The 11,717-nt window shown below is 65.0% G+C and carries 9 protein-coding genes and 1 tRNA gene; 2 read left to right on the top strand and 8 right to left on the bottom strand.

The features are described 5' to 3' along the window. Positions 1-35: 35 nt before the first annotated feature. The 5 genes from ugpC to MRY80_RS22155 all read right to left on the bottom strand — a co-directional run bounded on the left by ugpC (position 36) and on the right by MRY80_RS22155 (position 6,629). Positions 36-1,151 carry a sn-glycerol-3-phosphate ABC transporter ATP-binding protein UgpC gene (gene ugpC / locus MRY80_RS22175; RefSeq protein ID WP_293293426.1) on the bottom strand — a complete coding sequence of 372 codons (1,116 nt, stop codon included), beginning with the start codon at positions 1,149-1,151 and terminating at the stop codon, positions 36-38. A 12-nt stretch (positions 1,152-1,163) separates the two neighbouring features. After that, the gene (locus MRY80_RS22170; protein ID WP_293293425.1) at positions 1,164-2,831 is read right to left on the bottom strand and encodes an alpha-glucosidase; all 1,668 of its coding nucleotides are present in this window, start codon (positions 2,829-2,831) and stop codon (positions 1,164-1,166) included. A gap of 18 nt (positions 2,832-2,849) precedes the next feature. Then, entirely contained in the window at positions 2,850-4,007 is a 1,158-nt protein-coding gene (locus tag MRY80_RS22165; protein WP_293293424.1) for a carbohydrate ABC transporter permease, read from the bottom strand. A gap of 13 nt (positions 4,008-4,020) precedes the next feature. Next, entirely contained in the window at positions 4,021-5,262 is a 1,242-nt protein-coding gene (locus MRY80_RS22160; protein ID WP_293293423.1) for a sugar ABC transporter permease, read from the bottom strand. 92 nt (positions 5,263-5,354) lie between these two features. Then, the gene (locus tag MRY80_RS22155) at positions 5,355-6,629 is read right to left on the bottom strand and encodes an ABC transporter substrate-binding protein (RefSeq protein WP_293293422.1); all 1,275 of its coding nucleotides are present in this window, start codon (positions 6,627-6,629) and stop codon (positions 5,355-5,357) included. A 307-nt stretch (positions 6,630-6,936) separates the two neighbouring features. Between MRY80_RS22155 and MRY80_RS22150 the strand changes: the two genes are divergently transcribed. Further along, complete coding sequence (locus MRY80_RS22150; protein ID WP_293293421.1) at positions 6,937-7,959, top strand: substrate-binding domain-containing protein; 1,023 nt, start codon at positions 6,937-6,939, stop codon at positions 7,957-7,959. Positions 7,960-8,076: 117 nt separating this feature from the next. After that, the gene (locus MRY80_RS22145; protein WP_293293420.1) at positions 8,077-8,457 is read left to right on the top strand and encodes a DUF3307 domain-containing protein; all 381 of its coding nucleotides are present in this window, start codon (positions 8,077-8,079) and stop codon (positions 8,455-8,457) included. Between the two features lie 75 nt (positions 8,458-8,532). Here MRY80_RS22145 and MRY80_RS22140 read toward each other — a convergent pair. The 3 genes from MRY80_RS22140 to MRY80_RS22130 all read right to left on the bottom strand — a co-directional run bounded on the left by MRY80_RS22140 (position 8,533) and on the right by MRY80_RS22130 (position 11,684). Next, positions 8,533-8,609 (bottom strand) — tRNA-Arg (locus MRY80_RS22140). Between the two features lie 129 nt (positions 8,610-8,738). After that, positions 8,739-10,229, bottom strand: a complete 1,491-nt coding sequence (locus MRY80_RS22135) for a HAMP domain-containing sensor histidine kinase (RefSeq protein ID WP_293293419.1) — start codon at positions 10,227-10,229, stop codon at positions 8,739-8,741. 27 nt (positions 10,230-10,256) lie between these two features. Further along, positions 10,257-11,684: an FAD-dependent oxidoreductase gene (locus tag MRY80_RS22130; RefSeq protein WP_293293418.1), complete on the bottom strand. Its 1,428-nt coding sequence runs from the start codon at positions 11,682-11,684 to the stop codon at positions 10,257-10,259. Between the last annotated feature and the right edge of the window lie 33 nt (positions 11,685-11,717).

The raw sequence follows: 11,717 nt of genomic DNA, 5'->3' as shown, positions 1-11,717 counted from the left end.
GGAGCAGGCTCGACGTTCGACTGATCCAACCATCCTCAGGCGGCCAGCACCTCGGTCCTCGGGGCGAGCGTCTGGCCGTCCTTGTCGAAGAGGTGCAGGGATTTCGGTTCGGCGTAGAGCGAGACGGTCGCGCCGCGTTCCAGCGTCACGTGGCCCGGAAGCTTGGCGATGAAAGGATCATCGCGTCCGGCCACGCGGACATAGAGCAGCGTGACCTCGCCGAGCGCCTCGACGATGTCGATCTCGCCCTGGACAAGCGCAGTCTGGCCGTTTTCGACCAGGCGCAGATCCTCCGGGCGCACGCCGAGGCTGACCTTCTGGCCCTTCAGGCCGGCATCGCCGCCGAAGGGAACCGAGGTCGCGCCGGTGTGGTCGATCTCCACGCCGACTGCGGCGTCGGAAACCGAAGAGACGGTGGCCGGGATGATGTTCATGGCCGGCGAGCCGATGAACTGGGCGACGAAGAGATTGGCCGGCCGATGGTAGAGCTCCATCGGCGAGCCGACCTGCTCGATATAGCCGGCCCGCAGCACGACGATCCGGTCGGCCAGCGTCATCGCCTCGACCTGGTCGTGGGTGACGTAGATCATGGTGGTGTCGGGCATGGATTCGTTGAGCTTGGCGATCTCGATACGGGTCGCCACGCGCAGCGCGGCATCGAGGTTGGACAGCGGTTCGTCGAAGAGGAAGACCTTGGGATCGCGGCAGATGGACCGGCCGATGGCCACGCGCTGGCGCTGGCCGCCGGAGAGCGCCTTCGGCAGGCGGTCGAGATAGGGCGTGAGCTGCAGGATTTCGGCCGCGTTCTTGACGCGCCGCTCGATCTCCTCGCGCGGGAACTTCGCCAGACGCAGGCCGAAGGCCATGTTGTCGTAGACGGTCATGTGCGGATAGAGCGCGTAGGTCTGGAAGACCATGGCGATGCCGCGCTGCGACGGCGGCACGTCATTGACGACCATGCCGTCGATCTCCAGCGTGCCGCCGGTGATCTGCTCCAGCCCGGCGATGCAGCGCAGAAGCGTCGACTTTCCGCAGCCGGACGGACCGACGAAGACGATGAACTCACCCTTCCTGATGTGAAGGTTGATGCCGTGCAGAACCTTTACCTGGCCATAGGCCTTGTCCAGGTCGGTCAGTTTCAATTCCGCCATGATCTCTCCTCCCTAACCGACGCGTCCGATGAATCCGCCGAGCGCGTCCAGTTTCACCACGCCGTTCTCGACCGTTCCGTCGAGCGGCGCTTCGGCGAGTTTCGTCAATTCCAGGCCCGGTTCGAACTCGGCGGGGCCGTGTCCGAGATTGAAGGCGCAAAACAGCCTCGCCTCCCCGTCGTCGCGGATGAAGGCGACGACGTCGTCCGGCGCGTCCACGAAAGTGACGCCGCCCTTGGTCAGCGCGCGCTGCTGGCGCCTGAACGCCAGGAAATCGCGGTAAAACTCGTAGACGCTGCTGTCGTGGCCCTGCTGGGTGTCCACGGCCATGGCGCGATGGATGTCGGGCACGGGCAGCCAGGGCTTGCCGGTGGTGAAGCCGCCATTGGGGAGGTTCGACGACCAGACCATCGGCGTGCGACAGCCGTCGCGTCCCTTGAATTTCGGCCAGAAGCGGATGCCGTAGGGATCCTGCAGATCCTCGTAGTTCAGATCGGCTTCCGGCAGGCCCAGCTCCTCGCCCTGATAGATGCTGACGGAGCCGCGCAGCGAGAAGATCAGGCCGGCGACCAGCTTCAGATAGCGCACCGGATCGCGCTCGAACGCGCCCCAGCGCGTCGCGTGGCGCACGACGTCGTGGTTGGAGAAGGCCCAGCAGGACCAGCCGTCGGGCGCTTCGTTCTCGAAACGCTCGATGACTTCGCGCACCTTCGGCGCGGTGATGGGGTCGGGCGCCAGGAAGTCGAAGGCGTAGCACATGTGGATGCGGTCGTTGCCGCGCGTGTAGTCGGCCAGGATTTCCATATCGCGCTGGCTGTCCCCGACCTCGCCGACCGCGGCCGCGGCCGGGAACTCGTCGAGCACGGCGCGGAAGCGCTTCAGGAAGGCGATGTTCTCGGGCTGGCTCTTGTCGTAGAGGTGGTCCTGGTAGTTGTAGGGATTGACCTCTGGCGCCGTCTTGGCGTTGCGCTCCTCCGGCGGTAGCGCCGGATTGCTCTGCAGCGTCCGCGAATGGAAGTAGAAATTGATCGTGTCGAGGCGGAAACCGTCGACGCCGAGTTCCAGCCAGAAGCGCACCATGTCGAGCAACTCGTTCTGGACGTCCGGATTGTGGAAGTTCAGGTCCGGCTGGCTCGTCAGGAAGTTGTGCATGTAATATTGCAGCCGGGTCGCGTCCCATTCCCAGGCCGAGCCGCCGAAGATCGACAGCCAGTTGTTGGGCGGCGAGCCGTCCGGCAGCGGATCGGTCCACACGTACCAGTCCGCCTTGTGGTTGTCGCGGTTGGAGCGGCTTTCCACGAACCAGGGATGCTGGTCGGAGGTGTGCGACATGACGAGGTCGATCATCACCTTCAGGCCCAGATGATGGGCGTCCTCCACCAGGATGCGAATGTCCTCCAGACTGCCGAACATCGGATCGACGCCGCGATAGTCCGAGACGTCGTATCCGAAATCCTTCATCGGCGACGGGAAGAACGGGCAGATCCAGATCGCGTCGACCCCGAGAGCGGCGACATAGGGCAGGCGCTGGCGGATGCCGGCGAGATCGCCGATGCCGTCGCCGTTGGAATCCTGGAAGGAGCGCGGATAGATCTGGTAGATCACCGCGCCGCGCCACCAGTCCGGATCGGGCGTCGACTGGTCCTCGGTTCTCTGTGCGGCGGATGCGAACACGCTCATGAAGTGAATAGTCCCTGTTTACTTGACCGAGCCGGCCAGGAGGCCGCGCACGAGGTAGCGTTGCATGGCGAAGAACACGATCAGCGGCACGGCGATCGACACGAAGGCCGCCGTCGCCAGGATTTCCCAGTTGCCGCCGCGCGTGCCGAGGAGTTCCACGATCTGGTTGGTCATCACCGTCGTTTCGCCGGTCGCGTCGATGAGGAACACCTTGGCGACGAGCAGGTCGTTCCAGGTCCACAGGAACTGGAAGATGGCGAAGGAAGCCAGCGCCGGGAAGGACAGCGGCAGCACGATGCGGGTGAAGATCTGGAAGTCGGTGGCGCCGTCGACCTTGGCGCATTCGATGATGTCGCGCGGCAGGCCGACCATGTAGTTGCGCAAGAGGTAGACCGCGAGCGGCAGGCCGAAGCCGGTATGGGCGAGCCAGACGCCGAGATAGCCCTTGCCGATGCCGATCTCCAGATGCAGCCGCAGAAGCGGGATCAGCGCCAGTTGCAGCGGCACGACGAGGAGCGCGACGACAGCCGCGATCAGCAGCGCGCGGCCGGGAAAGCGCATCCAGGCGAGCGCATAGGCGGCGAAGGCGGCAATCACGATCGGGATGACGGTTGCCGGGATGGTCACTGTCAGCGTGTTGAAGAACGCCTTGGCCATGGAGTCCGTGCCGGAGCCGGAAAACAGCACACGTTCGTAGTTGGCGAGCGTGAAGTCGGGCGGCGTGTTGGCGGTCACGAAGACGCGTTCGCCGCGGCTGCCCGAGAACTCGGTGCCGTTTTCAAGTCGGTAGTCGCCATTGGCCTGAACGGTCAGCTTTCCGTCCTCGCCCATGTCGGCGGTGTCGCCGGGCACGTAATCGTCGATTGCGCGCGACGACGTGCCCCAGGCGACGATCGTCGCGTCGGAATTGGCCTCGTTGTCGGCGAAGATGTTGCCCGAGATGACGAACAGGTCTCCCTCCTGGCCCTGCTCCGACGGCGCCTTGGTGCGCAGGACGAGGTTCTGCTGCTGGGTGAAGGCGGCCTTCCACCAGCCGCTGGAATAGATCTGGTCGGCGGTGCGGAAGGACGAGATGAGCAGGCCCACCGTCGGGAACAGCCACAGCAGGACGAGGCCGATGACGGAGAGGTGAACGGCCCAGGTCAGGCCGGATTTGCTGCCAGCGATCGATGACATGGTTCCGGCCTCCTCAGCGCATTTCCTTGCGGGCGTTGTAGACGTTCCAGACCAGGATCGGCGACACCAGCAGCATGATGACGATCGCGCTGGCCGAACCGACCCCCCAGTCATTGGCACGGAACAGCTTGTCGAACATGTAATTGGCGAGAACCTGGGTCTCCCACTGGCCGTTGGTCATGGCGTAGACGATGTCGAAGACCTTGAGCACGACCAGGGTGATCGTCGTCCACACGACGACGATCGTGCCCATGATCTGCGGCACCTTGATCTTGAAGAAGATGTCGAACGGCCCGGCGCCGTCGATGACGGCGGCCTCGATGGTCTCCTCGGGGATGCCGCGCAGCGCCGCCGACAGGATGACCATGGCAAAACCCGTCTGGATCCAGACCAGGACGGCCATCAGGAAGAAATTGTTCCAGAAGGGCACCGTCAGCCAGGTCTGGGGCTCGCCGTAGGGAAAGCTCATCGTGAAGAGCGAGATCAGCGAGCGCGCGGACAGGAAGGCGAGCCAGGCGACGCCGACCGAGCCGACGATGCGGCCAAGCGTCGCCAGCCAGTTGCTGCCGGAATGGGAGGCCTGCGGCCTGAACACGGGCGTCAGGAAGGCATAGAGCGCGTAGAGCATCAGCGCGGCGAAGGCCAGGAGGACGATCGCCGGCACGACGCGCAGCGCGAGCACGGACCAGAGACCGCCGTCGAAGGTGAGCCAGACCGCGTTGAGCACGCCGATCTGCTCCTGACCGGCGGGGCGCGCGTCATAAACGAGTTTGAAGATGACCGAGGCGCCGACAAAGGAGATCGCCATCGGCATGAAGATCAGCGACTTGGCGATGTTGCCCCATTTGATGCGGTCGGTAAGCTGCGCCGCCATCAGACCGAAAGCGGTCGACGCGGCCGGCACCACGATGAGCCACATCATGTTGTTGCGCATCGCTTCCCAGAATTTCGGTTCGGCCGCCATCTGGCGATAATGATCGAGCCCCACAAAGGCGCCGCCGGCGTCACGATCGGTCAGCGACAGGCGCAGCGTCTCGAAGACGGGATAGGCGAGATAGAGGCCGAGCGCGAAGATCGCGGGAAACAGGAAGAGCCAGGGCCGCACCAGGTTGGCGCGGTTGATGTTGCGTCCGGCATTGGGCCCGGACGCGGGAAACAGGACCTTGTCGAGGACGAGGTTGGACAGGAAGAAATAGCCCAGACAACCGCCGACGCCGGCGATGATCGTGATCAGTCCCAGCAGAGCAGGATGCATGGCTTCCTCCCAAAAACCGTGTCGCCCCAGACGTGCCGTCCGGGACGAATGTGCCCCGGACGACGAGATTCAGCAATAGCGCGATGCGCCACTTACTTCAGCGCATCCCAGGAATCCTGGATTGCGTTGGCGACGTCCTCTGCGGATTTGCCACCCGTGTAATCGACCATGCCGGTCCAGAACGAACCCGCGCCGACGCCGCCCGGCATCAGGTCGGAACCATCAAACCGGAAGGTGGTGGCGTTGAGCAGGATCTCGTTCATCTTCTTCAGGGTCGGATCGCCGAAGGCATCCGGGTTGACGCCCTTGAACGGGGTCAGGAAGCCCTTGCGCGCCATCCAGGTCTCATGCGCTTCCGGCGTCTGCAGGAAGGCGATCAGGTCGTGGGCGGCCTGGTTCTCGTTGGTGATGACCCAGGTCGTCCCCGCGCCGAGGACCGGCGTGCCGAGATCCTTGTCGGCATAGGCCGGGAAGTAGAAGAAGTCGACGTCCTCGCCCACCGCGGTGCCTTCCGGGAAGAACGCCGGGATGAACGACGCCTGGCGGTGCATGTAGCACTGTGGCGGCGACGAGAAGAGGCCCTTCGGCGAGTCACGGAAGTCGGTGGAGGCGACAGCGCCGGCGCCACCCGCCACATAGGCGTCGTTGCGCGCGAACCAGCCGAACTCCTCGATCGCGGCGACGACCACCGGATCGTTGAACTTCATCTCGTTGGAGACCCACTTGTCGTAGTTTTCCGGCGAGGTGGTGCGCAGCATCAGGTCTTCCACCCAGTCGGTGGCCGGCCAGCCGGTCGCGGCGCCGGAGCCGAGGCCGATGCACCACGGCGTGCCGCCGTCGTCGACGATCTGCTGGGTCAGCGCCTTGAGCTCTTCCATGGTCGTCGGGATGTCATAGCCCGCGTCCTCGAAGTTCTCCGGGATGTACCACACGAGCGACTTCACGTCGTTCTTGTAGGGGAAGCCGTAGAAGTGGTCTTCGCCGTCCTGGCCGGTATAGGTGCCCAGATCGACCCAGGAATCGCCGGCGGCGTAGTTCTCGCGCAGCCAGTCGGCCACGTCGTCGCCAAGCGGCGCAAGGAAGCCGCGCGACGCCATGTCGGAGGCGAGGCCCGGCTGCGGGAAGGCTGCGACATTCGGCGCCGAGCCGGCTTCCAGATCGACGACGATCTGCTGCTCGAAGCTGTCGGAACCGACGTAGCGCACGTCATGACCGGACTTGTCGGCGAACACCTTCAGCACGGCCTCGACGTTTTCCTGGTCCGGCCCGAGCCACGGGCCGAAAACCGTCAGCTGTTCAGCGCCGGCCGAGCCGGCGGCGCCAGTCAACAAGGCGGCGGCGAAGCCCGCCATGATTGTCTTCTTCATCGAAAATCCTCCCAGGATCGATTTTCCAAACGAGCCATCCGGCTCAAGGTACATTCACACTTGCATGCATGCACGATGCGCAAAGCCAGTCAAAGCGCTTTGGCTGCCCACAGACTTGGCGTAGTGCCTTTTGAAGTCAAGCGAAATATTTGTCCCGGCGCCTTGTCGTTCATCAATGACGCCAAGTCATTGCAGCTTTTCGCAGTGACCTAGTGAAGTGTGGCACAGAATCAAAAAACTGGCCAATGGCTGCGTTTTTGTGCACTATCCAAAGCCCTTTGAATGCCTTTTGGAGGAGGGGCATCGCGTGAATCTCAAGGAATTGTCGGAAAAACTCGGCCTTTCGCAAACCACGGTGAGCCGTGCCCTGAACGGCTATCCGGAGGTGAGCGAGACCACGCGGCGGCGCGTGCAGGACTTCGCGCGCCAGATGAACTACCAGCCCAATTCCAACGCCCGGCGGCTGGCGACCGGCAAGTCGAGCACGATCGGCCATGTCGTGCCACTGTCGTCGCACGACATGATCAATCCGCATTTCTCCGACTTCATCGCCGGGGCCGGCGAGATCTACAACCGCCACGGATACGACATGCTGATCTCGGTGGTCAGCATGGACGCCGAGCAGTCGACCTACGAGACATTGTACCGCAACAGGCGCATCGACGGGATGATCGTGCACGGACCGCGGTTCGACGACGAGCGGATCGCCCTCCTCACTCGCCTCAAGGTGCCCTTCGTCGTCCATGGCCGCACCAACGCGCCCGAGGACAGCTACTCGTGGGTCGACGTCGACAACCGGCGCACCTTCCACGAGGCCGCCACCTGGCTGCTCGACGCAGGGCACCGTCGCATCGGCCTGATCAACGGTCCCGAATTCATGACATTTGCGATCTGGCGCCGCGAGGGTTTTGAGAACGCCCTGCGCGAGCGCGGCCTGGAGCCCGATCCGGCCATCATGACGGCCGCCGACATGATCGAGCCGAACGGCCACGCGGCGATGACGCGTTTCCTGGAGCAGGACAATCCGCCGACGGCGGTGCTGTGCTCCAGCATGCTGACGTCGCTCGGCGCGCTGAGGGCGGTGCGCGAACACGATCTGAAGCCCGGGCGGGACATTTCCGTCATCGGCTTCGACGACTGCCTCTCCTTCCTGCCCGCGATGCGCGAGAACCCCGCGGTGAGCGTGGTGCAGTCGAGCATCCGGCTGGCGGGGAAGGCATGCGCGACCATGCTGATCGACCAGATCGAGCGCAACACCGGCCCGCAGAGCCTGCGCCTCGACACCCGGCTCCTCCTCGGCGCCTCGACCGGCCCGGCGCCCGGCGGCTGACACGCGACGTTCCGCGCAGTCTGTGCGATTGCGCACAGACGAGTCTTGCCCTTATGAATGGAACTGGTTTTCGGGGATAACGCGGCGCAGCCGCTCACGGGGGGTCACAGGATCCGCATGCCGCTCGTTTTCGCGATGTTCGCAGGCTTGCTTTTGAAGCACTTCCTGGCGGACTACGTCTTTCAGCCGAAATGGATGCTGAGCGCCAAGGGCCGCCTGGACGCGCCCGGCGGATACGCCCATGCGGGGCTGCATGCGCTCGGCAGCGGCATTGTGCTGATCGCATGCGGCATCGGCGCGGCGACCGTCGCCGCGATCATGGTCGGCGAGGCCGTCGTCCACTACGCCATCGACTACGCCAAGGACCGGATCACGCTGCGCACCGACACCAAGCACAATCCGAAGCGCTACTGGCTGCTGCACGGCCTCGACCAGTTCGCCCACCAGATGACCTATGTGGCCATCGCCTGGATCGCCTTCGCCCACCTGCCGGCCTGAGCCGCAGCCCAATTCATGACGTGAATGCGCTGGCAAAGCCTGCGTCCGGTCGATCAGTCATGTCGTTTGAAAGAATGGCGCGCCCGAAAGGATTCGAACCTCTGACCCCCAGATTCGTAGTCTGGTGCTCTATCCAGCTGAGCTACGGGCGCGCAGGTGACGGGGACGGGACAGGTGCCGTCCGATGCGTCGAAGCGGCTTCCTAGTCCGTTGCGATGCGGAATTCAAGCCGTTTTCACCGGAAAAATGAAGATAGGCGCGCAGCGGCCGCATCGCCGGTTCTAGGCCGATGCGCCGGAGGCGTCGCGTGTGCGGCGGCGGCGTTCGTGTTCGAGCGAAACCGGGGCGTCGGGAAGCCTGATTTCGAAATGTGCGCCGACGGCCCGGTCGTCGCGCAGTTCCAGCGTGCCGCCATGGGCGCGCACCAGCTCATGCGCAATGGCAAGCCCCAGCCCGGTGCCGCCAGCGCGCGCCGAGCCCTTGAACGCGGAGAACAGGTTTTCGCGGGCCTTGGCGGGCAGGCCGGGGCCGGTGTCCTCGATGCCGATTAGCACCGTCGTTCCCATGCGCGCCGCTGAGACCGACAGGCGCTTGACCGTGGCCGGGTCCTTGTCGGCGCGCATCGCCTCGACCGCGTTGCGGCACAGGTTCATCATCACGCGAAACAGTTGCTCGCTATCGGCGTCGAGCTCGAAATCGTCGGGAATGGCGGCTGAGAACTCGATGCCGGAGGCAGGGTCGATGCCAAGCAGTTCCTCCACGTCGGCGACGATCGGCGCAAGCTTGACGCGCCGCCGCGTCGGCGCCGCCTCGCCCGCGCGCCCGTAAGACAGCACGTTCTCGGAATAGGAGACAGCCCGGTCGAGCGTGCGCACGAGTTTCGGCGCGAAGCGCTGCACGGCCGGGTCGCTGACCGCCGACAAGCGGTCGGACATCAACTGCGCGGATGCAAGGATGTTGCGCATGTCGTGGTTGATCTTCGAGACGGCCAGGCCGAGATCGGCAAGCCGCTTCTGGCTCTTCAGCGTCTCCTGCAACTGCCCCTGCATGGCGGCGAGCTCGCGCTCTGCAATGCCGAGTTCGTCGTTGCGCGCGGAAGGCGCGATGATCGCGTCGGGGCTTTCCGGCGCCATGGAGAAGGTGAGCATGGAGCGCGTCATCCGGCGGATCGGGCGGATCGCGATGCGGTTGATCGCCATGAAGACGAGGGTCGCCGTGATCAAAGAGATGATCAGAGACAGGATCGCGACATTGCGCGCATAGATCAGCATGGCGGCGCGCAGCGGCGCGTCCGGCAGGACCAGTTCAATGGAATTGTCGCTGTCGCCGATCGGCCCGTAGACGCGGAGATAGCGGTCGCCGCCGAACAGCATCGTGTCGAAGGCGTCGCGGATCGCCGAAATGGGGCTGAATTCGGCGACGTTGACCTGGTCGTGGATCGGCGGCACCTCCTCGCTCAGGCGGATGAAGCGGGAGCGCTCGCCGAGCCGCAGCGCGATCGCCATGGCGCCGGTGGCCATCAGCACGTCGTCCTGCGCCTTGAGCGGCAATTCCAGCTCGGCGTCGGAGGCGACGAGCACGGCAGCGGCGGATGCGGTGTTCACCTTGCCGGCGAGCCACGTCATACGGAAATTGGCGACCGACGGCACGAAGATCAGCACTTCCGCGATCATCACGAAGAGGATCGTCAGGAGCAGGATCTTCGTCGACAGGCGGCGGCCGGCATTGAGGCCTGCCGCCTTGCGCGGAACCGGCTTGTCGGTCTGCGTCATGTTCCGCACCTCCTTGCGTTTCGCATCCTATCCGAAGGCGCGCAAAAAGACGACAAGGCGGCGCACCCACGGATTTTGCGTTGCCGGCGCGGAATAGGCGGTCGCCGCACGCTTGGCCATCTCCGCCATGGTCGGATAGGGCGGGATGTAGCTTCGAATGTCGGAGGCCTTCATCTTCCGGGCCACGGCGAGCGCGAAGAGGTTGATCATCTCGCCGGCGCCGGCGCCCGCGATGCCCGCTCCGAGAACGCGGCCCTTCCTGTCGGTGACGAGCTTGACCAGGCCGTCGGTCTTGCGCTCGGCGCGGGCGCGGTCATTGTCGGCATAGGGCCAGCGGAACACCTTGACGTCGCCATGGCGCTCGCGCGCGGCCTCTTCGCTCAGGCCGACCTGGGCCAGTTCGGGATCGGTGTAGGTCGCCCAGGGAATGATGTCGCGGTTCTCCTTGCCGGGAACGCGAAACAGGATCGACTGCACGACCAGCGCGGCGTGATAGCCGGCCACATGGGTGAATTGCAGCCCGCCGGTAACGTCGCCGATCGCGTAGATGCGGCGGTTGGAGGTGCGCAGGGCAGCGTCGACCGCGACAGCGCGGCGCTCCAGTTTCACGCCCGCCTTGTCGAGATCGAGCCGTTCCACGTTGGGCGCGCGACCGGTCGCGACCAGCAGATGCGAGCCGGACACCTCTTCGGCACCCGCCCCGGTCTCGTAGCGCACAACGATGCCGCTCTCGCCGTCCGGCGCGACGCTGGTGACCTTGGCACCCTCATGGATGACGATCCCCTCGCCACGCAACCGCTCCAAGACGATCGCCGTCAGTTCCGGGTCGTCCTTGCCGAGCGCCTTCAGCCCCTCGATGACGGTGACCTGCGCGCCGAGGCGGCGATGCGCCTGCGCCAGTTCCATGCCGATCGGACCGCCGCCGATGATGATCAGGTGGTCCGGTGCCGTCGTGTTGTCGAAGATCGTCTCGTTGGTGAGAAAGGGCACCGTGTCGAGGCCCGGGATAGGCGGGACGAAGGGCGAAGAGCCCGTCGCGATGACGAAACGGCGCGGCCGGATCTCGAAATCGCCGGCGAGGAACGTTTCGCCATCGGTGAAGCGGCCGTAGTCCTCGATGACGCGCACGCCGAGCCCGGTGAACCGCTCGACGGAGTCGTGCGGCGCGATCGAGGCGATCACGTCGCGGACATGGTCTTGCACGCCGGCGAAATCGACCTGCGGCTCGACCGGCGCGATACCGAACTTGCCGGCCTGGCGCATGGTCTCGGCCGCCTTGCCGGCGGCGATCATGGCCTTGGAGGGGACGCAGCCATAGTTGAGGCAGTCGCCGCCCATCTTGCCGCCCTCGACGAGCACGACCGGCACGCCGAAGGCGGCCGCGGCCGCGGCGACCGTCAGGCCGCCCGAGCCGCCGCCGATCACGCAGATGTCGGGTGTGAGCAGTTCCGGCATGGCAGCGTTTCCTTGTCCTTGTCTGCTGATGTG

This window comes from Oricola sp. (genome assembly GCF_022763245.1).
In the GTDB taxonomy this organism is placed as follows: domain Bacteria; phylum Pseudomonadota; class Alphaproteobacteria; order Rhizobiales; family Rhizobiaceae; genus Oricola.
Note: the sequence above shows the minus strand (reverse complement) of the source record. Positions and strands in the feature narration are given on the sequence as shown.

Bases quoted from the DNA above. Each gene is read 5' to 3' on its own strand.
- ugpC (WP_293293426.1), bottom strand. From the start codon at position 1,151: ATGGCGGAATTGAAACTGACCGACCTGGACAAGGCCTATGGCCAGGTA.
- MRY80_RS22170 (WP_293293425.1), bottom strand. From the start codon at position 2,831: ATGAGCGTGTTCGCATCCGCCGCACAGAGAACCGAGGACCAGTCGACG.
- MRY80_RS22165 (WP_293293424.1), bottom strand. From the start codon at position 4,007: ATGTCATCGATCGCTGGCAGCAAATCCGGCCTGACCTGGGCCGTTCAC.
- MRY80_RS22160 (WP_293293423.1), bottom strand. From the start codon at position 5,262: ATGCATCCTGCTCTGCTGGGACTGATCACGATCATCGCCGGCGTCGGC.
- MRY80_RS22155 (WP_293293422.1), bottom strand. From the start codon at position 6,629: ATGAAGAAGACAATCATGGCGGGCTTCGCCGCCGCCTTGTTGACTGGC.
- MRY80_RS22145 (WP_293293420.1), top strand. From the start codon at position 8,077: ATGCCGCTCGTTTTCGCGATGTTCGCAGGCTTGCTTTTGAAGCACTTC.
- MRY80_RS22135 (WP_293293419.1), bottom strand. From the start codon at position 10,229: ATGACGCAGACCGACAAGCCGGTTCCGCGCAAGGCGGCAGGCCTCAAT.
- MRY80_RS22130 (WP_293293418.1), bottom strand. From the start codon at position 11,684: ATGCCGGAACTGCTCACACCCGACATCTGCGTGATCGGCGGCGGCTCG.